This window comes from Solirubrobacter phytolaccae, from assembly GCF_027587195.1.
In the GTDB taxonomy this organism is placed as follows: domain Bacteria; phylum Actinomycetota; class Thermoleophilia; order Solirubrobacterales; family Solirubrobacteraceae; genus Solirubrobacter; species Solirubrobacter phytolaccae.
In genome coordinates this window covers 61,957-85,820 of the sequence record NZ_JAPDDP010000013.1, presented here as the reverse complement: position 1 = coordinate 85,820, position 23,864 = coordinate 61,957, and the positions used below count along the sequence as shown (strand labels likewise).

The 23,864-nt window shown below is 71.6% G+C and carries 27 protein-coding genes; 10 read left to right on the top strand and 17 right to left on the bottom strand.

The window, feature by feature from the left end:
• Position 1 precedes the first annotated feature (1 nt).
• The 6 genes from mtnK to OJ997_RS09455 all read right to left on the bottom strand — a co-directional run bounded on the left by mtnK (position 2) and on the right by OJ997_RS09455 (position 6,742).
• Positions 2-1,189 carry an S-methyl-5-thioribose kinase gene (mtnK, locus tag OJ997_RS09480; RefSeq protein WP_270024840.1) on the bottom strand — a complete coding sequence of 396 codons (1,188 nt, stop codon included), beginning with the start codon at positions 1,187-1,189 and terminating at the stop codon, positions 2-4.
• On the bottom strand, positions 1,186-2,205 hold the full coding sequence (locus OJ997_RS09475) for an ABC transporter permease (RefSeq protein WP_270024839.1): 1,020 nt from the start codon (positions 2,203-2,205) through the stop codon (positions 1,186-1,188). The genes mtnK and OJ997_RS09475 overlap by 4 nt, the downstream gene beginning before the upstream one ends.
• Positions 2,202-3,677 carry a sugar ABC transporter ATP-binding protein gene (locus tag OJ997_RS09470; protein ID WP_270024838.1) on the bottom strand — a complete coding sequence of 492 codons (1,476 nt, stop codon included), beginning with the start codon at positions 3,675-3,677 and terminating at the stop codon, positions 2,202-2,204. The genes OJ997_RS09475 and OJ997_RS09470 overlap by 4 nt, the downstream gene beginning before the upstream one ends.
• Positions 3,677-4,759, bottom strand: coding sequence for a sugar ABC transporter substrate-binding protein (locus OJ997_RS09465; protein ID WP_270024837.1), 1,083 nt, complete (start codon positions 4,757-4,759; stop codon positions 3,677-3,679). Before OJ997_RS09465 ends, OJ997_RS09470 begins: the two co-directional genes overlap by 1 nt.
• Before the next feature lie 71 nt (positions 4,760-4,830).
• Positions 4,831-6,243, bottom strand: a complete 1,413-nt coding sequence (locus OJ997_RS09460; protein ID WP_270024836.1) for a nucleoside hydrolase — start codon at positions 6,241-6,243, stop codon at positions 4,831-4,833.
• Between the two features lie 37 nt (positions 6,244-6,280).
• On the bottom strand, positions 6,281-6,742 hold the full coding sequence (locus tag OJ997_RS09455; RefSeq protein WP_270024835.1) for an RrF2 family transcriptional regulator: 462 nt from the start codon (positions 6,740-6,742) through the stop codon (positions 6,281-6,283).
• 180 nt (positions 6,743-6,922) lie between these two features.
• Between OJ997_RS09455 and OJ997_RS09450 the strand changes: the two genes are divergently transcribed.
• On the top strand, positions 6,923-7,429 hold the full coding sequence (locus tag OJ997_RS09450; protein ID WP_270024834.1) for a hypothetical protein: 507 nt from the start codon (positions 6,923-6,925) through the stop codon (positions 7,427-7,429).
• Positions 7,419-7,973, top strand: a complete 555-nt coding sequence (locus OJ997_RS09445) for a hypothetical protein (RefSeq protein WP_270024833.1) — start codon at positions 7,419-7,421, stop codon at positions 7,971-7,973. The genes OJ997_RS09450 and OJ997_RS09445 overlap by 11 nt, the downstream gene beginning before the upstream one ends.
• Here the strand turns inward: OJ997_RS09445 and OJ997_RS09440 are convergent.
• Together OJ997_RS09440 and OJ997_RS09435 are read right to left on the bottom strand one after the other, a co-directional pair.
• Positions 7,970-8,518 (bottom strand): histidine phosphatase family protein, encoded by a 549-nt coding sequence (locus OJ997_RS09440; protein ID WP_270024832.1) that lies wholly within the window; start codon positions 8,516-8,518, stop codon positions 7,970-7,972. The two genes, OJ997_RS09445 and OJ997_RS09440, sit on opposite strands and share 4 nt — an antisense overlap.
• Positions 8,515-9,159 (bottom strand): DUF2817 domain-containing protein, encoded by a 645-nt coding sequence (locus tag OJ997_RS09435; protein ID WP_270024831.1) that lies wholly within the window; start codon positions 9,157-9,159, stop codon positions 8,515-8,517. The genes OJ997_RS09440 and OJ997_RS09435 overlap by 4 nt, the downstream gene beginning before the upstream one ends.
• 23 nt (positions 9,160-9,182) lie before the next feature.
• Here OJ997_RS09435 and OJ997_RS09430 point away from each other — a divergent pair, with 23 nt between their 5' ends.
• Positions 9,183-10,292, top strand: coding sequence for an FAD-dependent oxidoreductase (locus tag OJ997_RS09430; RefSeq protein ID WP_270024830.1), 1,110 nt, complete (start codon positions 9,183-9,185; stop codon positions 10,290-10,292).
• Here OJ997_RS09430 and OJ997_RS09425 read toward each other — a convergent pair.
• Together OJ997_RS09425 and OJ997_RS09420 are read right to left on the bottom strand one after the other, a co-directional pair.
• The gene (locus OJ997_RS09425) at positions 10,289-12,112 is read right to left on the bottom strand and encodes a TolB family protein (RefSeq protein WP_270024829.1); all 1,824 of its coding nucleotides are present in this window, start codon (positions 12,110-12,112) and stop codon (positions 10,289-10,291) included. The genes OJ997_RS09430 and OJ997_RS09425 overlap by 4 nt on opposite strands.
• A 10-nt stretch (positions 12,113-12,122) precedes the next feature.
• Complete coding sequence (locus OJ997_RS09420) at positions 12,123-13,499, bottom strand: MFS transporter (RefSeq protein WP_270024828.1); 1,377 nt, start codon at positions 13,497-13,499, stop codon at positions 12,123-12,125.
• 67 nt (positions 13,500-13,566) lie between these two features.
• Here OJ997_RS09420 and OJ997_RS09415 point away from each other — a divergent pair, with 67 nt between their 5' ends.
• The gene (locus OJ997_RS09415; protein WP_270024827.1) at positions 13,567-14,016 is read left to right on the top strand and encodes a MarR family winged helix-turn-helix transcriptional regulator; all 450 of its coding nucleotides are present in this window, start codon (positions 13,567-13,569) and stop codon (positions 14,014-14,016) included.
• On the opposite strand, the gene OJ997_RS09410 is transcribed toward OJ997_RS09415, so the two are convergent.
• The 6 genes from OJ997_RS09410 to OJ997_RS09385 all read right to left on the bottom strand — a co-directional run bounded on the left by OJ997_RS09410 (position 14,006) and on the right by OJ997_RS09385 (position 19,056).
• Positions 14,006-14,584 (bottom strand): uracil-DNA glycosylase, encoded by a 579-nt coding sequence (locus OJ997_RS09410; protein WP_270024826.1) that lies wholly within the window; start codon positions 14,582-14,584, stop codon positions 14,006-14,008. The two genes, OJ997_RS09415 and OJ997_RS09410, sit on opposite strands and share 11 nt — an antisense overlap.
• Positions 14,585-14,698: 114 nt before the next feature.
• Positions 14,699-15,337, bottom strand: coding sequence for a response regulator (locus tag OJ997_RS09405; RefSeq protein ID WP_270024825.1), 639 nt, complete (start codon positions 15,335-15,337; stop codon positions 14,699-14,701).
• Positions 15,334-16,485 carry an ATP-binding protein gene (locus OJ997_RS09400; protein ID WP_270024824.1) on the bottom strand — a complete coding sequence of 384 codons (1,152 nt, stop codon included), beginning with the start codon at positions 16,483-16,485 and terminating at the stop codon, positions 15,334-15,336. Before OJ997_RS09400 ends, OJ997_RS09405 begins: the two co-directional genes overlap by 4 nt.
• 20 nt (positions 16,486-16,505) lie before the next feature.
• A complete protein-coding gene (locus tag OJ997_RS09395) occupies positions 16,506-16,679 on the bottom strand; it encodes a LiaI-LiaF-like domain-containing protein (RefSeq protein ID WP_270024823.1) in 174 nt (57 codons plus the stop codon).
• Complete coding sequence (locus OJ997_RS09390) at positions 16,676-17,659, bottom strand: PspC domain-containing protein (protein ID WP_270024822.1); 984 nt, start codon at positions 17,657-17,659, stop codon at positions 16,676-16,678. The genes OJ997_RS09395 and OJ997_RS09390 overlap by 4 nt, the downstream gene beginning before the upstream one ends.
• 137 nt (positions 17,660-17,796) lie before the next feature.
• On the bottom strand, positions 17,797-19,056 hold the full coding sequence (locus tag OJ997_RS09385; protein ID WP_270024821.1) for an aldehyde dehydrogenase family protein: 1,260 nt from the start codon (positions 19,054-19,056) through the stop codon (positions 17,797-17,799).
• A gap of 134 nt (positions 19,057-19,190) precedes the next feature.
• Here OJ997_RS09385 and OJ997_RS09380 point away from each other — a divergent pair, with 134 nt between their 5' ends.
• From OJ997_RS09380 to ku (OJ997_RS09365), 4 genes are all read left to right on the top strand, one after another.
• Positions 19,191-19,478 carry a hypothetical protein gene (locus OJ997_RS09380; RefSeq protein WP_270024820.1) on the top strand — a complete coding sequence of 96 codons (288 nt, stop codon included), beginning with the start codon at positions 19,191-19,193 and terminating at the stop codon, positions 19,476-19,478.
• Between the two features lie 64 nt (positions 19,479-19,542).
• On the top strand, positions 19,543-20,040 hold the full coding sequence (locus tag OJ997_RS09375) for a nitroreductase family protein (RefSeq protein WP_270024819.1): 498 nt from the start codon (positions 19,543-19,545) through the stop codon (positions 20,038-20,040).
• Between the two features lie 21 nt (positions 20,041-20,061).
• The gene (gene ku / locus OJ997_RS09370; RefSeq protein WP_270024818.1) at positions 20,062-20,826 is read left to right on the top strand and encodes a non-homologous end joining protein Ku; all 765 of its coding nucleotides are present in this window, start codon (positions 20,062-20,064) and stop codon (positions 20,824-20,826) included.
• Positions 20,826-21,590 carry a non-homologous end joining protein Ku gene (gene ku, locus OJ997_RS09365; protein ID WP_270024817.1) on the top strand — a complete coding sequence of 255 codons (765 nt, stop codon included), beginning with the start codon at positions 20,826-20,828 and terminating at the stop codon, positions 21,588-21,590. The genes ku (OJ997_RS09370) and ku (OJ997_RS09365) overlap by 1 nt, the downstream gene beginning before the upstream one ends.
• Here the strand turns inward: ku (OJ997_RS09365) and OJ997_RS37485 are convergent.
• A complete protein-coding gene (locus tag OJ997_RS37485) occupies positions 21,579-22,286 on the bottom strand; it encodes a helix-turn-helix domain-containing protein (RefSeq protein WP_270024816.1) in 708 nt (235 codons plus the stop codon). The two genes, ku (OJ997_RS09365) and OJ997_RS37485, sit on opposite strands and share 12 nt — an antisense overlap.
• Positions 22,287-22,326: 40 nt before the next feature.
• On the opposite strand from OJ997_RS37485, the gene OJ997_RS09355 reads away from it, so the two are divergent.
• Both OJ997_RS09355 and OJ997_RS09350 read left to right on the top strand, forming a co-directional pair.
• Positions 22,327-23,289 carry an EamA family transporter gene (locus tag OJ997_RS09355; protein ID WP_270024815.1) on the top strand — a complete coding sequence of 321 codons (963 nt, stop codon included), beginning with the start codon at positions 22,327-22,329 and terminating at the stop codon, positions 23,287-23,289.
• Positions 23,199-23,864 (top strand): SDR family oxidoreductase, encoded by a 666-nt coding sequence (locus OJ997_RS09350; protein WP_270024814.1) that lies wholly within the window; start codon positions 23,199-23,201, stop codon positions 23,862-23,864. Before OJ997_RS09355 ends, OJ997_RS09350 begins: the two co-directional genes overlap by 91 nt.

The following is a 23,864-nucleotide window of genomic DNA, read 5'->3' as shown; positions in this document are numbered from 1 at the left end:
ATCATCCTCGGGCCACCTCCTCGCGCGCGATCGCGCGCACTTCTCCGGCCGTGTCCGGCCGATCCAGCAGGAGCCGCTTGACCGTCTCGATCACGGCGCGCCCGGCGACCGCGCGCGGCTCCACGTCCAAGGTCTCGAGGTCCGGCACGTGCGCGAGCCCGACGATCCGGCGCGCGGCCTCCGTGGCCGCGAACGCCGCCGCGTCGCGCTGCGTCTGCGCGAGCCAGCGCTCCAGGTACAGCTCGTTGAACACGCGCGGGTCCACGACCCCCGGCCACAGCGAGCGGAACTCCGCCTCGAACGCGTCCCACAGCTCCTCGAACAGCGTCTCCACCCACGCGCCGTGCTCGGCGCGCCCCAGCACGGCGTCGCGCGCCAGGGTCACGATGAAGTTCGACCACGGCAGCGCGAGGTCGAACGCGACCGGCCCGTAGAACGTGAACTCGGAGTCGAACGCGCGGGTCGAGCCGTCGCGCACCATCACGGACCCGGTGTGCAGGTCGCCGTGGATGAGCGCCTCGGCACGGGTCATGAACGCCCACTTGAGCTCACCGGCGCGCGCCTTGAGCTCGTCCGTCTGCAGCGAAGCGGCCGCGGCGGCCAGCTCGTCCTGGAACCAGTTGCGCTCGGCGCCGCTGAACGGCTCCGTGAGCACGAGGTCCTCGGTGATCTCGCACAGCTCGGGGGAGATCGCGGCGGCGGCGAGCTCCTTCACGGCCTTCGCCTCGATCCCGAACAGCGACGTGTGGAACGCGACCCGCGCGACGTAGCGGCCGATGTCCGCCGCGGCGCCGTCGTGGCGCTCGCCGTCCGTCAGCGCGCCACGCCACACGCGGTGGTCGGTGAGGTCCTCCATCGCGAGGATGTAGCGGGGCTCGTCGAAGCCGTAGAACTCGGGCAGGTACTCGGCCGCGAAGCGCCCGTGGACCTCGTAGGCGCGCGCCTCGGCGACCGCACGCTTGGGCGTGAACGGCCACGACGGGCCGACGAGCCGCACGTACGGCAGCGCCTGCTTGAGCACCAGCCCGCGCCCGCTCGCGTCCTTGCAGACGAAGACCAGGTTCAGGTTGCCGTCGCCGACCTCGGTCACGTCCAGCGTCGACGTGTCCACGCGCGCCGCCAGATCGGCCCGCGAGTCGATGTACGCCGCGACCTTCTCGGGCTCGAGCAGCTCGTACGACTCGGTCAACGGAGCCTCCGGACGCCGAACGTCAGCAGCAGCGCGACCATGAGGACGACCCCCTTGACGAAGTCCTGCGTGTAGTACGGGAAGTTCTTGATCGTCAGCCCGTTGAGCATGATCCCGAGGAACACGGCGCCGATCGTGGTGCCGAGGATGTTCGGGCGGTTGACGGCGAGCACGGCGTAGCCGACGAGCGCCGCCGCGACCGCGTCGAGCAGGAACGGCGAGCCGGCGCCGACGTCGCCCTCGCCGATCCGCGCGGCGAGGATGATCCCGCCGAGCGAGGCCAGCACGCCGGACACGATGTAGGCGATCATCCGCACGCGATCGACGCGGATGCCGGCGAGTCGCGCCGCCTCGAGGTTCCCGCCGACCGCGTACAGCTGGCGGCCCCAGCGCGTCTTCTCGAGCACGACGTACAGCGCGATCGCGCAGACGGCGAACAGGATGATCGGGAACGGGATCTCGCCGAACACGCGCCCACGCCCGATGTAGAGGAAGGCCTCGGTGAAGATGCCGTCGTACTCCTTGCCGTCGAGCACGAGGCCGGACGAGATCGACTGGCCCTGCGACGGCAGCAGCTGCACGCCCTGGAGGACGAACAGCATGCCGAGCGTGGCCAGCAGGTCGGGCACCTTCAGCCGCACGATCAGGGCGCCGTTCAAGGCCCCGATCAGCAGCCCGCCGAGCAGCGCGACCGGCACCACGGCAACGGTCGGCCACGCGAACATCACGAGGCAGATCGCGCACAGCATCACGGTGAAGCCCGCGTTGGCGCCGATCGAGAGGTCGAACCCGCCGACCACCATCGACACCGTCACGCCGAGCCCGATGATCCCGACGATCGAGACGGACTGCAGGATCGACACGATGTTGTTGAACGACCGGAACGACGGCTCGGAGAGCACGAAGAAGAGCGTCACGCCCGCGAACAGCGCGAGCAGGCCGTAGCGCAGGATGTGGCGCTCGATCCCCTGAGAGGCGCCGACCTGGATGGGAGCGGGTTGGTCTGTCGTGCTCATGCGTTCATCGCCAGGGTCAGGCTCTCGCGCGTCGCGTCCTTGGCGAGCACGTCCTGCACGACCGAGCCGTGGGAGAGCACCACGATACGATCGGCCACCTCGAGCACCTCGTCGACGTCGGCGCTCGCGACCACGATGGCGGCGCCGGATGAGAGCTCACGCGCCTTGGCCGCGATGTCCCGCCGGGCGCCGAGGTCGACGCCGCGGAACGGCTCGTCCAGCGCCAGCACGCGCGCCGGCTTGAGCAGCCAGCGCCCCACCACGACTTTCTGCTGGTTGCCGCCCGACAGCGACTCGATCGGCGCCTCGGGGCCGTCGGTCCTGACCCGCAGGTCCTTGATCAGGTCGATCACGCGCGTCCTTTCGCGTCCGATCTGGGTGAAGAAGCGCCGGGCGAGCGCGAGCGTCGCGTTGCCGCGCACGGACCAGCCCGGGATGAGCGCCTGCGCGGCGCGGTCCTCCGGCACGAGGTGCACGCCGTGGCCGATCGCCTCGGCGGGATGCGTCGGGCGGATCGCGGCGCCGTCGAGTGCGATCGTCCCTTCCGGCAGGGGGCGCAGGCCGAACAGCGCGCCGAGCAGCTCGGACTTGCCCGCGCCGATGAGCCCGGTGAGGCCGAGCACCTCGCCCTCACGCAGCTGGAGGTCGAAGGGCGTGCTGTGCTCGAAGAGCCGCGCGCCCTCGATCTCCACGATCGCTTTGCCCGCCACGTGGCCGGACGGACGCGCGATGTCCTCCGCCAGCTCGCCCAGCATCGCGTTGACGACATCCTCGCGCGTGAACGGCTTCGCGAACGTGGCGACGAGCAGGCCGTCGCGCATCACGGCGACCCTGTCCGCCAGCGCGTCGACCTCGCCGAGCCGGTGCGAGACGTAGAGGATCGCGACGCCCTGCTCACGCAGGGAGCGGACGATCGTGAACAGCCGCTCGGCCTCGGTGGCGCTCAGGGCGGACGTCGGCTCGTCGAGGATGAGCAGCCGCGGCTGCTGGGAGAGCGAGCGCGCGACCGCGATCAGCTGGCGCTCGGAGACGCCGAGCCGCGCGACATCGTCGAGCAGCGCGGCGTTCGAGAGATGGAGGCCGAGGCCCTCGGCCACCTCGCGCGCCTTTGGGAGCAGCCGGCGCGGGGACGCCCACGGCCCGTCCTCCCCGGTCGCGAGCCGGTCGAGCACGAGGTTCTCGGCGGTGCTCAGCCCGGGGATCGTCCAATCGGACGCGTGCTGGTGGACCGTCTCGACGCCGGCCTGGCGCGCGTCGAGCGGCGAGTTGAACCGCACGGGCTCGCCGTCGACGAGCACGTCGCCCGAGTCGGGCGCGAGCGCGCCCGACAGGATCTTGTTCAGCGTCGACTTGCCGGCGCCGTTGGCGCCGACCACGGCCAGCACCTCGCCGGCGGCCGGCTCCAGGCTGACGCCTCTCAGCGCCTGCGTGGAGCCGAACGACTTGGCGACGTCTGCGAGCGCGACTCCCACTAGGACTTGGGAATCCAATCGGCCGTGGCCGTGTCCTGCGTGTTGAGGTCCGGCAGCTTCGCGCGCAGGTCCTCGAGCGTCTTGATCGAGTTCTCCTTGAGGAAGTCCTGGGTGATGATCGTCTGCGGGATCAGCACCTCGCGGTCGATCGCGTCGCCGTTGAGCTTGAGGGCCGCGGCGCGCACGGCGACCCGGCCGACGTTCGCCGGGTCGGTGGCGATCGTCGCCACCCACGGGCTGCCCTCCTTGGTCATCACGCCGATGTCCGGCGTAGAGATGTCCCCGCCGTAGACCTTCACGTCGGTCTTGTTGGCCTGCTCGAGCGCGTTCACGACGCCCTTGGCGAACTCGTCGTACGGCGCGAGCACGGCCTTCAGGTCCGGGTTGGCGGTGATGACCGCGTTGGCCTGCTCCTGCGTGTCGTTGGCGGTGGAGTCGGAGACCTTGCCGAACTTGGCGACCTGCTTGATCCCGGAGTTGGCCTTCTTGACCTCCTCCCACCCACGGTTGCGGCGATCGAGCGGCGCGAAGCCGGCGACGTAGGTGTAGGCGACGTCGCCGGACCCGCCGATGCCCTTGACGAGCTCCTCGCCGAGGCGCTTGCCGGCGTCCTCGTCGCTCTGCTGGATCGAGACGACCTCGGGGTTCTCGGTCTCCACGTCGAAGGCGACGACGGGGATGCCGGCTTCGACGGCCTTGTCGATCAGCGGGTTGACCGTGGCGGCGAGGCCGTGGTCGACGATGATCGCGTCCGGCTTCTGATCGATCGCGCGCTGCAGGTCGGTGGCCTGCTGGTCGTTGTTGTTGCGCGCGTCGGAGATCCGCAGGTCCACGTTGAGCGCCTTGGCCTGCTCCTGCGCGCCGAGCAGCCACTGCTGGAAGTAGTCGCCGGACGCGAGCTGGCGCACCAGCGCGATCTTCACGCCCGCCGAGAACTTCTCGGGCAGCTGCGCGGCCTCCTGGGTCGCGGCGGGCGTCGATGTGGCCTCGCCCTCGGAGTCCGACGAAGAGCCGCTCGTGTTGTCGCCACAGCCGGCGAATACGAGCAGCGCGGCGGCAAGCACGGCGAACGATCTGCGCATTACGTCGGGACCTCCGAAACGGGAAAAGAAAAGCGCGAAACCCGATCGGGTTTCGCGCCGGTCAGTCTACCTCAGGGTGTAGTGGTCGACAGCGTCAAGGTCAGCGTCTTGCTGTACCTACCCGTGCGGAGCGCGTCCGTCGCGCCGATTGGCTGCCGGAAGTCGACCTGCACGACCGCACTCGCGACGGGTCCGGTCCAGGCGGCGAGCCGCGTGGGACTCGCGGCCACGTCCGCGAACGCCGCGGCGCCGGCGCGGGCCTTCAAGGCCTGCGGCAGCGCGAGCGTCCCGTTGACCAGGTGCCCCGGAGCGGTCGGCGAGGGGTCGGCGACCGTCAGCGCCGCGTCGGCGGCGCTCGAGGTCACGGTGACGTCCAGCGACGTGTCGTAGTCGCGCGCCACGCCGGGCACGAACGGCGCGAAGCTCGCGGGAGCGCCGGTGGTGATCCCGAGCGTCGCCGGCACCTCGCCGCCCACGTCGCTCGCGGCCGACACCTCGGTCTCGTCGTCGCCCCCGGGATGCGCGGGCACGTAGTCGATCAGCGCGTTGAGGACCGAGGCGAACCGCGGGTAGGACGGGATCTGGAGGTAGCGGTCGTCGGGGCGCTCGGGGTTGTCGACCCAGCTGATCGCCCCCCAGCTGTCAACCCGCGCCGCGCCACCGGCGCCGGTCAGCCGCAGCAGGTCGTCACCGAGCCCGTAGATCGCGTAGTAGATCGCGATCGCGTCCCAGTTCGCGTCGCCGACCGTGCCGTCCGGGAACAGGATCTCGAACGCGGCGCGGACCGGGCTGCTCGCGGGATGCGCCTGGCTGACCGTCTGGCCGACGAACAGCGGGAAGCCGATCTTGGCGTCCGCCCACGTGATCGGCACGGACTTCGGCCAGGCCGTGTTGAACACGTACTTGGTGGCCGGCACGTCGATCAGCTCGTTGGTCCACGCGCGCGACGGCGTCGGGAACTCGCCGGCCATGACGACGAGGTTCTTGACCTTGCGCTCAACCAGCGCGCGGTCCGACGAGAGCAGCGCGGCGAGGTTGGTCAAGCCGCCGAGTGAGACGATCGTGACGCTGTGGTCGGGCTCGCCGGAGAGCAGCCGCCGGTACAGCGCGACCGCGTCCTCCGCGCTGGTGCCGTCCCCCAGCGAGTGCTTGAACCGACGCGCCAAATCGCTCGTGTAAACGTTCGCGAAGATGTTCTGCTCGACGCCGAGGGTCGCGCCGACCGGCACCTTCCCGTTGCCGTACCAGGTGTTGATCGCGTCGATCGCCGGAGCGGCCGAGAGGCTCTTGACGTCGGCGACCGCGCCCAGGTAGCGGACATCCCCCTTGTCCTCCGCGGCGTTCGCGATGGCGAAGGCCGAGACGTCGTCCCACCAGAGGGCGATGTCGGTGTCGATGATGATGCTCGGGACGTCAGCCGAGGCGGTGGAAGGCGCCACGAGCGCGAACGCGGCGACCAGAGCGCAGACCCATGTGCTTCGCATGGAGCGAAACTAACAAATCCCGATCTGTTTTGCGGGTTTAGCGGGTGACCCAGGCTTCGGGGTCGTCCGCGAGCGTCTGGACCGGCGCGGGCAGCGCACCGGCCGCCAGGTCCGCGAGGCTGACGGTCTCGACCACGTCACGCAGGTTCTTGCGCACCGCGATCCACACGCGCTGGAGCGGCTCGGCGGGCCCCTCGTAGCTGACGGACTCCGGCCGCTCCCCGCGCACGGCGGCGAGCGGGCCGTCGACGGCGCGGATGATGTCCGCGACGCTGATCTCCGCGGCCGGCCGGTTCAGGCGGTGCCCACCCTCCGCCCCGCGCTGGCTCTGCACGAGCCCGGCGTGGCGCAGGTCGGAGAGGATGTTCTCGAGGAACCGCTGCGGGATGCCCTGCGCGGTCGCGATCGCCTCGGCGCGCACGAGGGCGCCGTTCGGCTGGGCAGCGGCGAGCTCGGCGGCGGCACGCACCGCGTAGTCAGCTTTGGCGGAGACCTTCACGCCGCCATTGTGACCACAAGCGCGGCGCAAGCGCGAACGGTGAAACGTGTCAGCACGGGGACGTTGACCTCAGACGCTTCTCACTATTTGATCCCCCACGTCGTTCCGGATCGTCTTCTCGCTGTCCAAACCCCCATTAAAGGCAGGTGCGGGATGCGTACGAGCATTGCTCGTCGGTTGGTGCTGGGCTTGATCGTGAGTGGCGCCTTGGCGGCGGCGCCGTCAGCCGCGTCGGCGGCCACGACCTACGCGACGATCCACAGCGAGTGCTGGATTCGCGAGTATCCGCCGGACGCCACGTGCGACCAGGGGTGGATCGGCGCCATCGCCATCGGCCAGACGAACTTCGGCGAGTCGATCGCGCTGTTCGGCGCGAGCTGGAGCCTGCCCACCGGTGCGGAGGTCACCGACGCCACGCTGCGCCTGGACATCGGCGGCAGCCAGACCGTCTACCTCGGCCAGGCGAACAACCTGGACTGGTACACCGACACGTGGTGGACGTGGGACACGAGCAACGTCGACGTGTTCACCGACTTCTCCACGGGTGTCTGGGGGACGGAGGAGGTCGACATCACCGACTACGTCGCCAACCACGCGGGCGGCGGGTTCTTCGGCCTGTTCGCGGACCCGGGCGGCGACTTCTCGTACGTCGAGGACATCGAGATCGAGATCGAATATGACCTCTAGGACGATCCGCTTCCTCTTCGCCACCTTCGCGGTCGCGGCCGCGGTGGGCGTGCTGCCGGCGGCCGCGTCGGCGACAACGACCTACGCGTCCTTCAGCGACGTGTGCCGGGTCCGCGAGTACCCGCCGGAGAGCTGCCTCAACAGCGGTGCGAACCTGTTCGAGGTGGGCTGGACGAACGGCGGCGATTCCCTCAACGTCTTCAACGTCAACTGGTACGTGCCCACGGGCAACGAGGTGTGCGAGGCCACGTTCCGCGTCACCAACCCCTGGGCGATGACCGGAACCGTCGAGGTCGGGGACGCCGGCCCGAACTGGGACGCCTCGCACACGTGGTACACGTACGACGTGTGGTCGGAGGTGACCACCTGGGAGTCCTACAGCCCCGGCTCGGCCGGTGAGGACGAGGTGGACGTCACGGACGAGATCGCCGACCTGGTGGCGAACAACCGGTCCTGGGTCGATCTGACGGTCTTCGGCCCCGGGGCCAGCAACGGCTACCTGTCCGATCCCGAGCTCGAGATCGAGTACGCCCCCAGCTGCTAGCCGTTCCAGCGCGCGATGACGCGGGTCTCGCGCTCGAAGCCCAGCTCGGAGACGGCTGCGGTGTCGAGCGCGAGGCTCGCTCCTCGCTCGGGCGGCAGCTCGATCCAGCGGGCGGCGAGCACGCGCAGGATGTGGCCGTGCGCGAACACGATCACGTCGCCGTCGGCCTCCAGGGCGCGCGCGATCACTCGGTCGACCCGCGCGCCGGCCTCGGCGAGCGTCTCGCCGCCGGGTGAGCCGTCGGCCCACAGCGTCCAGCCCGGGCGGGTCTCGCGGATGGTGTCGGTGGTGAGGCCCTCGTAGTCGCCATAGTCGACCTCGGCCAGGTCGGGCGTGATCTCCGGGGCCTCGAACCCGGCGAGGCGGGCGGTCTCCCGGGCACGCACACGCGGGGAGGCGAGGACGAGCGCGAAGTCGCCGAGCTGCCCGCGCAGACGCGCCGCCGCCTCGCGGCCGCGCTCGGTGAGCGGGATGTCGCTGACGGACGTGTGCTTGCCCGACGCGCTCCACTCGGTCTCGCCGTGACGGACCAGGACGATCTTCATCGCGTGTAGCTCCTTGCCGCGGCGAGGACCGCGTCGACGTGGCGCTTGACCGGGGCCGGCCCGGCTTTGAGCTCGACCACGAACGCCGTCCCATCCTTGATCAGGTGGTTCTGCCAGCCGATCGCGGTGCCGTGGTAGTTGGGCAGTGAGCGCAGCGGCAGGCCGGTGCGGCGCGCGTAGTCGCGCTGGACCTTCGCGTCGACGCCGCGGGCGCGGACGGTGATGCCCATGTGCTGGTGGTAGTAGATGCCGAGCTGCGGGCGGATGCGGCGGACGAGCCGCATCAGCGCCTTCGTCTCCGGCTCCGAGCCCGCCTTGGGCCCGGGGTAGTACGTGCCCTTCGCGCCGGGCGCCCAGCGGTACGGGAAGTTGCGGTTGAGGTCCACGCCGCGGGCGTTCTGACGGGTGCGGTCGGCGCGGCCGTCGGGGTTCGCGGTGCGGACGAGCCAGAACTGGACGCCGTCGACGTTGGTCTTGCGGAGCGCCTGCACGATCGCCTCCCCCGCCGGCTCGTTCCCGTGCACGTCGCCGACCACCAGCACCGTGACCGGCGCCTGCTCGTCGCCGACGCGGGTGGCGCGGATCTCACGACCCTCGGCCGAGTGGCCGATCACGAGCGTGGCGAGCGCAGCGGCGAGCACACCGTTGTTTGTACCGTCTCGGCGTGGAGCGAGTCGTGATCGTGGGCGCCGGCACGTTCGGCGCATCCTTGGCGTGGTGGCTGGCCGAGCGCGGCGACGAGGTCGTGCTCGTCGACCAGTTCGAGCCGGGCGACGTGCGCGCGACGTCCGGCGGCGAGACGCGGCTGATCCGCTGCGCGCACGGCCCGGACGCGGACTACTCGGCGATGGCGCGCCGCGCGCGGACGCTGTGGCTCGAGCTCGAGGCCGAGACCGGCGCGTCGCTGCTGACCGAGTGTGGGATCTCGTGGTTCGCGCATGGCGACGACGGCTGGGAAACGACCTCGGAGGCCACGCTGCGCGGCCTCGGCATCCCGGTCGTGCGCCAGGAGGTGAGCGAGGCCGCCGCGCAGTTCCCGTCCTTCGACGGCGGCGACCTCGCGTGGGTGCTGCACGAGCCCGAGGCCGGTGTTTTGCGGGCGCAGCTCGGCGTGCAGACGCTCGCCGCCGCGGCGGCTGCCCGGGGCGCGCGGGTGGTCCGGGGTGTGGCGCGGCCGGACGGCGATCGAGTGGTCGTCGGGGACGAGGTGCTGGAGGCGGACCGCGTCGTCTGGAGCTGCGGCGGCTGGCTCGCGAAGCTCTTCGCGGGGCTGGTCGAGCTCCGGGTGACGCGCCAGGAGCTGTTCTTCTTCGAAGGTGATCCCGGCTGGAAGCACGCGCCCGGCTGGGTCGACTACGACCGCGCCGTCTACGGCACCGGCGATCTCCACGACCTGGGCGTGAAGGTCGCCTGGGACATGGAGGGCCCGCTCCTGGAACCCGACGCCGACCTGCCGCCGGCCACCGCCGAGACCGAGAGGCTCACGCGCGGGTACGTCGCCGACCGCTTCCCGGCGCTGGCGACGGCCCGGCTCGTCGGCTCGAAGACGTGCCGCTACGAGATCTCGCCGGACTCGCAGTTCATCGCCGCGCCGCACCCGGAGCACCCGTCCGTCTGGATCGTCGGCGGCGGCTCGGGCCACGGCTTCAAGCACGGCCCCGCGATGGCCGAGCGGATCGCGACCGCCTGGGACGGCGGCGAGCCGCTCCCGGCCCGCTTCGGCCTGCACAAGCGCAAACGCGGCACGTCGCTCAGGAGTGCTGGCAGCAACTAGGCGCACATGAGCGCGATGCGCATCGCGCCGGAGCCGCCCGAGCCCTTGGTCGGGCCGAGGCCGGCGTTCGCGCCGTCGCCGCGGGAGACGAGCGTCGTCGTGCCGCTCGCGAGGTCGCGGACGAAGATCCCGCGCGCCGGGTTGCACTTGCTCGGCACGAGGTTCCAGGCGTCCGAGGTGAAGGCGACGCGCGTGCCGTCGGCGGAGATCGACGGGCGGGCGCTCGCGCCCATCGCGGGCACGCCGGCCGAGCTGCGCGAGACGAGCTCGGTCGCGCCCGTCGCCAGGTCGCGCACGTAGACGGCGGTCGACTCCGAACCCGCGCCGCGCGCGGTGAACGCGACGCGACGACCGTTCGCGGACAGGGACGGCTCGGACAGGGCCGCGCCGGGCAGCGCGATGACGGTCTCACCCGCGCCGGTCACCACGATCTTGCCGCCCTGCGTGAACGCGACGACGCGGCCGCCGCGGCTCACGACCGGCTCCCACGCCTCTTGGCCGCTCGAGACCGGGCGGGTCGTCCCGCGCTGCAGGTCGCGCAGGAACACCTGCGACCCGGCGCCGGTGAACACGAGGTAACGGCCGTCCGCCGACAGCGCCGGCTCGTAGATGTCGTTGCCGACGAGTCGCGAGCGGCGTGTGCGCAGGTCCGTCACCCACACCGCGAGGGCGCCGCGCTCGGACTCGGAGGTCTCGTACGCGACCACGCGGCCGTCGCCGGAGATGGTCGGGTTGTAGGCGGAGAACGGGACGCGCAACGTGCTGCGCGAGGCCGGGATGGCGACGTCGCGCCGCGTGTCGTGCACCCACACGGCCATCTGCCCGTAGCGCTTGGCGAAGTTGTAGTTGCCCTCGGCGGACTCGAAGGCGACGAAGCGGCCGTCGGCGCTGACGGCCGGGTTGTAGGCCGAGGCCGGCCCGCGCCCGGGGCGCCGCAGCCGCTCGCCGGTACCGTCCAGCGCGCCCGCGACGACGCCGATCTCGCCCTTGGCCTTGGCGACCGCGAGCTTGGCCTCGTAGGACTCGAACGCGACCCGCTCGCCATTGCCCGCCAGCACCGCGTTGTTGGAGTAGTTGGAGGCGGTGGCGATCGACCCGCGCGGCTGCTTGAGCGGCGGCGGGCCGTTGTAGCGCGTCTGCTGCAGCCAGCGCGGGACCTGCCGGAGCTGGCGGGCGAGCAGCCGGTCCGCCTGCGACGCCGGGATCGCCTGGCCCTTCACGCCGCGCGCGGCCATGGCCCGCAGGGTCTTCTCGGCCGCCGCCTGCGCGTGCGAGCGCGAGAGCCCGTTCAGGCGGCAGATCATCAGCGGCGACAGCTCGCTGCGGCGCAGGTCGCGGAAGCGGGTGGTGCTCGTTCCGAAGATCTCCGGCGCGTTGTCCGGGATCGCGTTCTGGTGCAGCGAGTGGAAGAAGATGTGCTGCGCGAGGTGACCCTGCGTCAGCGTGCTGAGCGCGCGCTTCTCGAGCAGCGCCATCCGCTCCGGCTCACGCAGCTTGCCCTGCCACGGCGCGACCAGCTCCCGCGCCAGCACGTGCGGGTCCGGGTAGCCGTGCAGCGCCGCGAGGCCGGCCACGTTGCGCGTGTCGTCGCGCAGCCAGCGCCAGATCTCCCCGCGCGTGACGCCCATCAACGCGTACAGCCGCGTCTCGTCGTAGGGCAGCCAGTGCTGCATCACCCACGTCTCGTTCGGGAGCCAGTGCGGTGGCGAGCCGGGCGGCGCCTCCGAGTCCAACGACTTCGTCTGCGGCTTCGCGAGCTGCGCCTGGGCGGGCGCGGCGAACGCCAGCAGCACGAGCGCGATCAGACCCGAGCGCAACACGGGTCGGACACTACTCCCCGTGGCCGACGAGGTCACGCGGCCGGATGAGCACCGCCGCGCAGGCCGCGGCGACGAAGGCCACGACCGCGACGATCAGCAGCAGCTCGTCCAGGCCGGACACGAACGAGCCGCCGGCGCGTTGGTGCGCGGCGAGGATCGAGCCGAGCGCGGCGACGCTAGCGGCGATCCCGACCTGCCGCGCCGTGGTGTTGATGCCCGACGCCATGCCCGCGAACCGCGGCTGGACCACGCCGACCGCCGTGGAGGCGAGCGTCGGGTTCACGAGCCCGCTGCCGAGGCCGGCGACGATGAAGCCGGGGAGCAGATGCGTCCAGCCCGACTCGGCGTCCAGCCCGCGCATCAGCAGCAGCCCCGAGCCGACGAGCACCAGCCCGGGCGCGATAAGCAGCCGCGGGTAGCGGTCGGCCAACCGCCCGGCGGGGATCGCGGTGAGCAGCGTCGCGCCGGTGATCAGCATGATCCGCACGCCGGTCTCGAGCGGCGTGTAGCCGAGCTGGTCCTGCAGGTACAGGACCAGGTAGAGCATGATCGCGAACAGCGAGCCGTTCATGCCGAACGCGGCGATCAGCCCGCCGACGAAGGTCGGCTTGCGGAACAGCGTGAGGTCGAGCATCGGGTGCGGCACCGCGCGCTCCACCAGCGGGAACGCCGCGAGCAGCACGGCGCCGACGACCAGGCAGCCGACGACGACCCCGTCCGTCCAGCCGTGGTCGCTCGCGCGGATCAACCCGTAGACGAGGCTCAGCAGACCGGCGGTGAAGACGGCGACGCCCGGGACGTCGACGCGACGCGCGTGTCCCGAGCGCGACTCCTCGACCACGCGCAGCGTGATGACGATCGCGGCGATCCCGACCGGCAGGTTGACCAGAAAGATCCAGTGCCAGCTCAGGCCGGTCGTCAGCACGCCGCCGAGCACCGGCCCGAGCGCGGTGCTGATGCCGGTGACCGCGCCCCAGATGCCGAACGCGGTGCCGCGCTCACGGCCGTGGAACGTCTGGGCGATCAGCGCGAGCGCGGTGGAGAACATGACCGCGCCGCCGATGCCCTGCACGGCGCGGCACAGGATCAGCATCAGCGGCGACTGCGCCAGCCCGCACAGCACCGAGGCGGCGGTGAAGATCGCCAGGCCCGCGACGTAGACGCGGCGCCGGCCGAGCAGGTCCGCCAATGACCCGGCCGTCAGCAGCAGCGCCGCGAGCGACAGCGCGTAGGCGTCGACCACCCACTGCACGTCGGACACCCGAGCGCCGAGGTCGGTGCGGATGTCGGGCAGCGCGACGATCACGATCGTCACGTCCAGCAGCAGCATGAACGTGCCCAGGCAGACGGCCACGAGCGTCCACCACTTGCGTTGAGATCCCAACATGTTGTGTTCCATGGAGCGGAAGATAACAACATGTTGTGAGAACGCAAGGTTGTTACGATCCGGCGCGATGCCGAAGGTGGAGCGGACGTTCGAGGACGCGGGACGGGTCGGCCATCTGCTGTGGGAGACGTCGGCGCGCTCGCAGATGCTGGGCGAGGCCGCGCTCGCCGACACGCCCCTGACCCCGACGACCGCGGGCGTGCTGGACGTGATCGCCGCGAACCCCGGCACGTCGATCGCCGACATCGCCCGGGTCCTCCCCACCAGCCAGCAGGGCATCAGCCGGACCGTCGCGCGACTGCAGGAGCTCGGGTTCCTCGAGCGCGGGCTCGGCGCACGCGGCTACGGCGTCGCCCTGCGCGTCACCGAGGCGGGCGAGGCGGCGCGGCGGGACGCGAACGAGCGTCAGCTCGCGCTCGAGCGGCGCCTGCGCGAGGCGCTCGGCCGCGAGGAGCACGCCCAGCTGGCCGAAGCGCTCGACCGGCTGCGGGTCGTGCTCGAGGACCTCAGCGACTGAGCAGCGCGCCGAGGGCGCGAGCGTCCTCGAACAGCGTGCTCTTGAGCGTCTGGTTGTACATCGCCGCGGCCGGGTGGTAGAGGGGGAACACGCGCGCTTCGATGAGCGTCCCGTGGACCTCGCCGATCTTCGCGGTCGGCGCGAAGTGCTTGAGCGCGTGCCGGCCCAGCGGCACGATCAGCTGCGGCTGGATGAGCTCCAGCTCGCGCTCCAGGAACGGCATCCAGTGCGCGATCTCCGGCGCCTTCGGGTCACGGTTCTTCGGCGGCCGCGCCTTCACCACGTTGGTGATCCAGACGTCGGCGCGCACGAGGCCGGCCTCGGCCAGCAGCTCGTCCAGCAGCTTCCCGGCGCGGCCGATGAACGGCCTTCCCTGCTCGTCCTCGTTCTTTCCCGGCGCCTCACCGACGAACACGACCGACGCCTCCGGGTTCCCGTCACCGGGAACGGTCTGGGTGGCCGTCTCGCACGGCTCGTAGCCGCAACCGGAGTGCGCGACGATCTCGTCGCGCAGCTCGCTGAGTGCCGGCTCAGGCGAACCCGCACGATTCTGGCGTCCGCCGATCACCGCCTGGAACCACCCGGCGACCGGCCATGGACCACCAGTACACCACCGGTCACCGTGCGGCCCCAGCCGGCGCCGGCGACCGCCAGCGATCGCACGTGTTCGCCATCGCCGGCACTAGTCCACCAGACGCCGCTGGACTGCCCATCGGGACAACTCGTGTCGGGAGGACAGCTGCAACTTCCGGAGCACCGCGCTCACGTGCGCCTCGACCGTCTTGGTGGAGATGTTCAGCCGCGCCGCGATCTCCTTGTACAGGTAGCCGCGGGCGATGTGGCGCAGGACCTCGCGCTCGCGCGTCGTGAGCTGCTCGAGCTCTTCGTCGACCTCGACCGGCGCGGCTCCCGCGGCGAACGCGTCGAGCACGAACCCGGCCAGTCGCGGGGAGAACACGGCGTCGCCGTCGGAGATCCGCCGCACGGCGTCCGCCAGCTCCTCACCGCTGATCGTCTTGGTCACGTAGCCGCGCGCGCCGGCGCGGATGATCGCGATCACGTCCTCGGGCGCGTCGGACACGGACAGCGCGAGGAACCGCTGCGCGGGGCGCTTCTCGGCCACCTGGCGCAGCACCTCCAGGCCGCCGCCGCCCGGCATGTGCACGTCGAGCAGGACGACGTCGGGCTCCAGTTCGACGACGCACTTCACCGCGTCCTCGACGGTCGCCGCGTCCCCGATCACGTCCACCAGGCCGTCCAGCTCGGCGCGCACGCCGGCGCGGAACAGCGAGTGGTCGTCGACGATCACGACCGTGGTCATTCGATCACCAGCTCGACCTCGGTGCCGTAGCCGGGCGTCGAGTGCACGGTCGCGTGGCCTCCATGGCGCTCCATGCGACCGACAATAGAGTCACGGACGCCGCGCCGGTCGGTCGGGACCTCCTCGACGTCGAACCCGGGCCCGCGGTCGCGCACGAACACCTCGACGCGCTCCTCGGTCGCCTCGACGTAGAGGGAGATCGGCTCCGGGCCCGCGAACTTCGACGCGTTCACGAGCGCCTCGCGCGCGGCCGCCACGAGCGCCGCGCTGCGATCGTCGAGCGGCCGGTCGCCGACCGTGACGACCTCGATCGGCACATGGTGGTCGCCTTCCACCTCCGCGGCCGCGGCCTCCAGCGCACTCGCGAGCGTCTCTTCGCCCGACGGCCGCGAGTTGTTCAGCCACGCGCGCAGCTCGCGCTCCTGACGGCGGGCGAGCGCGGCGACCTCGCGCGGGTCGTCGGCGCGCTTCTGGACCAGCGCGAGCGTCTGCAGGACGGAGTCGTGCAGGTGCGCGGCGACCTCGGCCCGCTCCTGCGACCGGATGCGTGCCGCGCGTTCGTCGGCCAGGCCACGCACCAGCCGGATCCACCACGGCGCGAGGATGATCGCCACCGCGACGAGGATCACCAGGACCGGGACGACGACGTCGCGCGCCGGCGCCAGCGCGTCATTGGCGTACAGGAAGATCAGCGCACCGCCGACCACGAGCGCCGCGCCCGCGGTCGCCCGGTTGACGGTCTGGCGCGGAAGCCGAGCGCGCTGCGCCACCCGTTCCGGCGCGGTCTGCGACTGGCGCCAGATGAGCGCGCCGCCCGTCGCCGCGATCACGAGCGGCCACAGGAACCGGTCGTTGACGAACCACACGTCCCAGGTGCGCAGCAGGAGCAGCCCGGCGGCGGTCAGGCAGCCCATGCCCGCGGCGACGAGCCACGTGTCCTGCCGCGTGAGCAGCCGTTGGAAGGCGGGCCGCTCGGGGCTGTCGGACGGGATCAGCACCCAGGCGATGGCGTACAGCGGGATCGCCACGCCGCCGAGCGCGACCGCGGCGATGAACCCGATCCGGATCAGGAGCGGATCGATCCCGACGCGGGCGGCGAACCCGGCGCACACGCCGCCGAGGTAGCCGTGCTGCGGGTCCCGCCGCACCGCCAGAGGCGCCGCGCTGCTCACGACAGCCCCGCGGAGATGAGCACGATGCCGATCGCCGCCAGCACCGCGGGCGCCAGGTAGTCGAACCGCAGGTCGATCGACCCGAGCCGGTCCAGGAGGAGCAGGGCGCCCAGCGCGATGGTCGCGAGCCCCGCGACGACGAGCGTGCGATCGACACGGCCACGCCTCATGCGCAGGCGGCGCGGTTCCGGTCGACTTGCAGGTGGCCCACCCCGAGGTCGGCGTTGATGACGAGCTGGCGCGGCTGCTCGCGGATCGAGATGTCCGGGCCTTCGTCCACGCGGTTGGGGATGTCCGCGGCGCCGACGCCGATGTCGCCGTCGATCGACGCGCACGCATCGCTAGGGACGAGCACACGCGCCTCGCCGATCCCGACCTTCACGTTCACCCGCGTCTCGCCGGGCGGCAGCTTCAGGTCGCGCAGGTCGAGCACCATCTCGCCGACGCCGACGCGGTACTCCGGCCGGATCGCGTCGACCGTCTGCGGTGTGAACCGCTTCGTGCCCACGCCGCCCTCGAGGTCGAGGTCGGCGGCGGAGACGACGGCGAGCGGCACGACGAGCACGAGAACAGGAAGGATGAGCCATCGCGGCCCGCCGAGCAGCCCGGCGGTGATCAGACCGAGGCCGGCGACCATCGAGACGACCGCGACCGCGACGCCACCACCGAGCGCGACGACGAACCCGACGGCGACCGCCGCGGCGAACGCGGCCGCCAACGCGATGAGCATCAGCACGACCTTGGCGGCGAGCCGCGCCGGGTCCTTGCGGACCTCCTCGCCGATCGCGCGGTAGCCCGCTACCGCCAGCAAGGTGAAGACGGCGATGGCGAACAGGCCGGGGCCGAGGATGAAGCCGGGCGGCGAGAGCGTCGTGATGCCGGCGACGGCGAGGCCGATGATGACGACCAGCGACGCCGCCCGGGGCTTGTCCTCGATCCAGGCCGACCGGCCGTCGTCATAAGCGAGGAAGGCGGCGAACGCGAGGTAGGCGACGATGCCGATCCCGCCGAACACGACGGACACGCCGAACGCGACCCGGAACAGCATCGGATCCACGCCGAAATAGCGGCCGAGGCCGCCGCCGACGCCCCACACGTGCTTGTCGGTGGTCGAGAGGGTGAGCTTGCGAGCTGGGGCGTCGGGTTCCATGCCGCAGAGACTGTCGGCGCGGCGGTGATCCCGCCATTGGGGATCACCCTAGGGAACCCCGACTCGTTCCCTAGGCCCGAGCCCAACCTAAAGCAACCTAAAGGGGTCAGACCCCTCTACGCGACAACTGTCGCGTTTCAGGCGAGGTGGACGACTTTGGTGCGGGTGACGGCGTCCAGGAGCTCGGGCTCGCCGCCGCCGCGCGGGGTCTGGAACACGGCGTTGACGCTCACCGTGCGGGCCGGAAGGGCGCGCCAGGCGCGCTGGGCGTGGGCGTGCAGCGCGGTCAGGACGGACGCGATGCCCATCCGCTCGCCGCCGATCAGGGCCTCGTCGAAGGAGTCGACGACCCGGACGGAGACGACCGGGCCGCGCGTCTCGCCGCAGATCACCAGCGCGTCGTCGGGGGCGCCCACGAGCACGGTCGGCGGGTAGAAGTAGCCGGGGCCGTAGAGCGGCTCGCCGCCCGCGAGCAGCGTGGCGCCCTCGTAGACGGCGTCCTGGACCTGGCGGTGGACCCACAGCCGCTGGTCGGCGTCGATCAGCGGCCCGAGCTGCGTGCCCGGCGAGAGGCCAGGGCCGATCCGCAGCGTCCGCGCGCGCTCCACCAGGGCTTCGAGGAACGACTCGGCCAGCGCCCGGTGCACGTGCACGCGCTCCACCGACCCGCACGACTGGCCCGCGCCCGCGAACGCGCTCGCCGCGACCTGCTCGGCCGCCCAGTCGGCGTCCACGCCCGCGTCGACGACCACGAGGTGGCTGCCTGCAGCCTCCTCCCCGGGGCGGATCACGAGGTCCACGCCCGGGTGGGTGGCGAGCGGCCGCGCGGCGCGCTCGTCGCCGTGCAGGAGCATCAGCACGTCCCCGAGGTCGAGCAGCTCGACGACGCGCTCGGCGGCCAGCGGCGCCTTCTCGGACGGCTTGAGCACGACCGTGTTCCCCGCCACGAGCGCCGCGGCGAGCGCGCTGCACGACGCGGCGACCGGGTCGCACCACGGCATCAGGATCGCGACGACGCCACGGGGCTCGCGCAGCACCAGGTCGCCGCGCGGGGCGGGCCGGCGGTCGAGTGGGCCGAGCTCGGCGTAGGCCTCGATCGCGGCGATCCCCGCGTGCACCCCGCCGAGCGAGCCGCCGAGCGGCGTGCCGGTCTCGCGCGTCTGCAGCTCCGCGAGCTCCCGCGCGTGCTCGCGCAGCCGGCGCGCGGCGGCCTTGAGCAACGAGCCACGGGCCTCGGCGGCGGTGCGGGCCCACGCGGTGTGCGCGGTGCGTGCGGCCGTGACCGCGTCGTGCGCCTCGGGCGCCCCGCCGGCCGGGACGTGACCGATCTCCTCACCGGTCGCCGGATCGATCACCGCCAGCCCTGGGACGCGGTGGAAGACACCAAGATCGAGCATGCTCATTCCCCTGGGGCCCCGCGTACCCGCGACCCGGCACTCGAACACTTGTCGGGTTCGAGCATTGACGGCCAGTTCCGCCCTTCAAGTTCGTTGTTGAAGTGACGAAGACTCCGAACAGGAGACCACGTGTCATGACCAACGAACGCACACAGGCCTACGGGCGCGTTGTACAGACACTCGCCGAGCTGGGGCCGACAAAGCTCCTGCCGGGCGAGCAGGCTCGCATCCGCGACGCCGCAGACACTCTCATCTTTTCCACGACCCTCGAGGAGGCCCGTGACTCGCTGCGCGACATGGGCGCCCTCGCGGAGCACCTGCTCAAGAGCGGGCGCTGGCTCGAGGAGCGCGTAGACACGCTCATCGCCGACCTCCTCGCCTGCGGGCCGACGGCGGTCCCGGCCGGGGCGCTCGCCGTCTAGGCGCCTGAACTTCGACGTCGCGGCGCGGGCCTTCGGGCCCGCCGCGGCTCATACCATCGCTGCGGTGATCGACGAGCTCATCCGCACGCGCCGTACGCACAAGGCGTACGGTCCCGAACCCGTCCCGCGCGAGACGCTGCTCGAGCTGTTCGAGCTCGCCCGCTGGGCCCCGAACCACCGCGTGACGAACCCGTGGCGGTTCCGCGTGATCGGGCCGAACGCCCTCGACGCGCTCAAGGCGGCGGCGGAGGTACACAAGCCCGGGTCGGCGAGCAAGCTCGACCGCGCGCCCACGCTCGTCGCCGTCAGCGCCAAGCAGACCGGCGACGCCGAGCAGGATCACGAGGACGTGCTCGCGACCGCGGTCGCCGCCTACATCGTGCTGCTCGGCGCGCACGCTCGCGGGCTCGCCGCCTACTGGCGCACGGTGCCCGTCTTGCCGGCGCTCGGGTTGCCGGACGACGAGCTCCCGATCGGCCTGCTCTACCTGGGCACGCCGCGCCAGGAGCAGCGCGTGCCCGAACGCACGCCGGTCGAGGAGATCGCGTTCTTCCTCGACTGATCGCGGGGTAGTACGCGAGCGATGGCCCCGCGCTCGCTCTGGAACGGCACGCTCACGTTCGGGCTCGTCAACGTGCCCGTGAAGGTGTTCACGGCGCAGGAGTCCAAGAGCATCCACTTCCACCAGGTCCATCTGAAGGACGGCGCGCGGATCGAGCACCGCAAGGTGTGCCCGAAGGAGGACAAGGAAGTGCCCAACGACGAGATCGTCAAGGGCTACGAGCTGTCCGACGGCGGCATCGTCGAGCTGAGCAAGGACGAGATCGCGGCCGCCGGCGGGGCGAACGCGAAGCTGATCGACGTCGAGCACTTCGTCCCTGCCGAGGCGATCGATCCGATCTTCTACGACAAGACGTACTACCTCGGCGCGGGTGACGAGGGCGAGGACGCCTACCGCTTGCTGCGGGCGGCGCTGGAGAAGACCGGCAAGGCCGCGATCGGCCGCTGGGTGTTCCACGACCGCGAGCGGCTCGTGGCCGTCAGGCCGCTCGACAAGCTGCTCGCGCTGCACGTGATGAACTTCCACGACGAGGTCGTCGAGCCCGACGACCTGGACCTGCCGAGCCCGCAGAAGAACCCGACCGACCGTGAGCTGCAGATGGCGGGCAAGCTCGTCAAGAGCCTGCAGGCCAAGTTCGTGCCCGGGCAGTACAAGGACTCCTACCGGGAGTCCGTGCTCGCGGTGATCGAGCGCAAGCGCAAGGGCGAGGACATCGAGGTCGAGGCGCCCGAGCCCAAGGAAGAGACGGACGACCTGATGCAGGCGCTGGAGGCGAGCCTCGGCTGATGCCCCGCTCGCTCTGGACCGGATCGCTGTCGTTCGGGCTCGTCAACGTGCCCGTCCAGCTCGTCAGCGCCGTGCGCGACCTCGACCTGCACTTCCGGCAGGTCCACGAGAAGGACGACACGCCGATCGAGACCCGCCGCATGTGCTCGAAGGACGGCAAGGAGGTCGACTACGAGGACATCGGCAACGAGTACGAGGACGTGATCCTCACCGACGACGAGCTGAGCGCCGCCGACCCCGCGCGCACGCGCACGATCGACATCGCGTCCTTCGTGCAGCTCAGCGAGATCGACCCGATCTTCTACGACCATCCGTACTACCTGGTGCCGGCGGGCGAGACCGACGGCACCGTCCGCGCGTACCGGCTGCTCGCCGGCGTCATGGACCAGACCGACCGCGTCGCGCTGGGCCGGTTCGTGCTGCGGACGAAGGAGTACCTGGTCGCCATCCGCGTCCGCGAGCAGGCGCTCACGCTCTCCACGATGCGCTTCGCCGACGAGGTGCGCGACCCGAAGGGCATCCCCGGCGCGGGCGGGCGCACGAAGCCGAAGGAGGTCAAGGAGGCCGTGAAGCTGATCGAGGCGCTGTCGGCCGACTGGGACCCGACCGCCTACGAGGACGAGTACCGCAAGCGGCTGCAGGCGATCGTCCGCAAGAAGCGCAAGGGCGGCGAGATCAAGCTGCCCGAGGCCGACCCCGAGCGCACCCAGCCCGTGCCGGACCTGATGGCCGCGCTGGAGAAGTCGCTCGCCCTACACGGGTAGCGGGTCCGCCACGGGCCGCTCGCCCGAGAGGACCCAGTGGCGGCCGGAGCGCATCAGGCGCCCGTCCTGCGCGAGCCGCGTCAGCGCGCCCGAGACCGACGGCCGGCGCGCGCCCGCGAGGTGGCTGAGCACCTCGTGCGTGAGCGGCAGCTCGAGATGGATGCCGTCCGGGTGGACCTTGCCGTAGCGGTCCGCGAGCTCCCAGAAGAGCATCCACAGGCGGATGTCCAGCTTGGGCTGCTGGGAGATCGCCATCGACGTGACCAGGCGCACGGCGCGCGACATCGCGCGGCCCGCGAGCTCGGCTCCGAGCTGCGGCCAGAGGGCGGCGCGCGTCGTCCAGCGCTGGTCGAGCACGGCGATCCGCGTCGGCGCGACCACCCGCCAGGTCCACTCGGCGTCGACGGTCGTCTCCGCGTCGTACTGCCACGGCCGCAGCAGGTCCCCCGGACCGAGCAGCTCGGCGGCGTGCCGGCCGCCGACGCCCACACGGCGCAGCAGCAGCCCGTCCACGACGAGCATCCCGTAGCCGCCCCTGGCGCGTTCGGTGTTCTCCGCCTCCGGCTCGCGCCACGGGCCCGTGCCGAACCGCAGCATCGTGGCCCCGGTGGCCTGGCGCGCCTGCTGGCGCTGGTCCGCCGGCACGAGCTCCGCCAGCCCGGGATCGACGTCGAGCACGCTCACCTGGTCGCTCACTCTGTCCGGTGATAGCAGGACACCTCGCCACAATGCCGCGGTGCCCAACGCCCGCCTCGGCTACCTGCTGACCGTCCTGTCGGCCACGTGCTCGGCGCTCAATGGCGTCCTGTCGCGGTATCTGCTCGATGACGGGATGTCCGCGACACGGCTCTCGGAGTTCCGCTCGGCGGTCTCTGCCCTACTGCTGATCGGAGCGCTCGCGGCGTTTTCACCCCGTCGTCTGAAGATCGAGCGCAGGGACATCCTGCCGCTGGCCTGGCTCGGGATCGCGGGCATCGCGCTGGTGCACGCGAGCTACTACCTCGCGATCTCGCGGATGGACATCGGGGTGGCGCTCGTGATCCAGTACCTCGCGCCCGCGCTGCTGCTGATCTGGGCGAGCGCCGTGCACCGGATCCACCCGCCGAAGGCGCTCTGGGGCGCGGTCGCGCTGTCGATCGCCGGCTGCGCGCTGGTCGTGGACGCGCCCGCGGGCACCGACAACCTGGACGGGATCGGGGTGCTCGCCGCGCTCGCCGGCGCGGTCACGCTCGCGATCTACCTCACGTCCTCCCAGCAGGCCGGCCGTCGCTACGACGCGTTCACCACGCTCAGCTACGGGTTCGGCTTCGCGACGCTGTTCTGGCTGATCGTGCAGCCGGCCTGGTCGTTCCCGTGGGAGCTGCTGGACTCGAGCCGGAACGTGGCGCTGGCGCTCGGCGTCGCGGTGATCGGCACGCTCGTCCCGTTCCTGCTGCTCGTGTCCGCGCTGCGCCATCTGCCCGCGGCCAACGTCGCCGTCGTGGCCACGCTCGAGCCCGTGCTGGCGTCGATCATGGCCTGGATCTGGCTGGATCAGTCGCTCTCGGTGACGCAGATCCTCGGCGGCGTCGTGGTGCTTGCGGCCGTCACCTGGGTACGGCGAACCCCATGGACGTCCTCGTCGCCGGAGGCCACGGACAAATTGCCCGACGGCTCCTCAGAATCCTCGCCGCCCACGGCCACAACGCCCGTGGCCTGATCCGCAACCCCGACCACGTCGCCGACCTGGAGGCCGACGGCGCGCATCCCGTGCTGTGCGACCTCGAGCACGACGACCTGGTCCCGCACATCGGCGGCGCCAACGCGATCGTGTTCGCCGCCGGCGCCGGGCCCGGGAGCGGGCCGGAGCGCAAGCAGACCGTCGACTACGGCGCGGCCGTCAAGTGCATCGAGGCGGCGCAGGCGACCGGCGTCGACCGCTTCGTCATCGTGTCCTCGATCGGCATCCAGGACGCCGTGCACGCCGGACCGATGCGGGAGTACCTGGAGGCGAAGGGCGCGGCGGACGACGCGCTGCGCACGAGCGGGCTCAGCTGGACGATCGTCAAGCCCGGCGTGCTCACGGACGAGCCCGGCAGCGGCACGGTCGACCTGTCGACCGGCTCGGGGCGGCGCGACCCCGTCAGCCGCGACAACGTCGCGCTCGTCCTCTACCACGTGCTGCTCGCCGACAACGCGATCCGGGCCGAGTTCGAGCTGTTCGACGGACCAACACCCGCGGCGGACGCCGTGCAAGCGCTACTCCCGGGCTCCGGCCCGGTTAACGTGCTGTGA

Bases quoted from the DNA above. Each gene is read 5' to 3' on its own strand.
- OJ997_RS09475 (WP_270024839.1), bottom strand. From the start codon at position 2,205: ATGAGCACGACAGACCAACCCGCTCCCATCCAGGTCGGCGCCTCTCAG.
- OJ997_RS09465 (WP_270024837.1), bottom strand. From the start codon at position 4,759: ATGCGCAGATCGTTCGCCGTGCTTGCCGCCGCGCTGCTCGTATTCGCC.
- OJ997_RS09460 (WP_270024836.1), bottom strand. From the start codon at position 6,243: ATGCGAAGCACATGGGTCTGCGCTCTGGTCGCCGCGTTCGCGCTCGTG.
- OJ997_RS09445 (WP_270024833.1), top strand. From the start codon at position 7,419: ATGACCTCTAGGACGATCCGCTTCCTCTTCGCCACCTTCGCGGTCGCG.
- OJ997_RS09440 (WP_270024832.1), bottom strand. From the start codon at position 8,518: ATGAAGATCGTCCTGGTCCGTCACGGCGAGACCGAGTGGAGCGCGTCG.
- OJ997_RS09420 (WP_270024828.1), bottom strand. From the start codon at position 13,499: ATGTTGGGATCTCAACGCAAGTGGTGGACGCTCGTGGCCGTCTGCCTG.
- OJ997_RS09415 (WP_270024827.1), top strand. From the start codon at position 13,567: ATGCCGAAGGTGGAGCGGACGTTCGAGGACGCGGGACGGGTCGGCCAT.
- OJ997_RS09405 (WP_270024825.1), bottom strand. From the start codon at position 15,337: ATGACCACGGTCGTGATCGTCGACGACCACTCGCTGTTCCGCGCCGGC.
- OJ997_RS09395 (WP_270024823.1), bottom strand. From the start codon at position 16,679: ATGAGGCGTGGCCGTGTCGATCGCACGCTCGTCGTCGCGGGGCTCGCG.
- OJ997_RS09390 (WP_270024822.1), bottom strand. From the start codon at position 17,659: ATGGAACCCGACGCCCCAGCTCGCAAGCTCACCCTCTCGACCACCGAC.
- OJ997_RS09385 (WP_270024821.1), bottom strand. From the start codon at position 19,056: ATGCTCGATCTTGGTGTCTTCCACCGCGTCCCAGGGCTGGCGGTGATC.
- OJ997_RS09380 (WP_270024820.1), top strand. From the start codon at position 19,191: ATGACCAACGAACGCACACAGGCCTACGGGCGCGTTGTACAGACACTC.
- ku (WP_270024818.1), top strand. From the start codon at position 20,062: ATGGCCCCGCGCTCGCTCTGGAACGGCACGCTCACGTTCGGGCTCGTC.
- ku (WP_270024817.1), top strand. From the start codon at position 20,826: ATGCCCCGCTCGCTCTGGACCGGATCGCTGTCGTTCGGGCTCGTCAAC.
- OJ997_RS09350 (WP_270024814.1), top strand. From the start codon at position 23,199: ATGGACGTCCTCGTCGCCGGAGGCCACGGACAAATTGCCCGACGGCTC.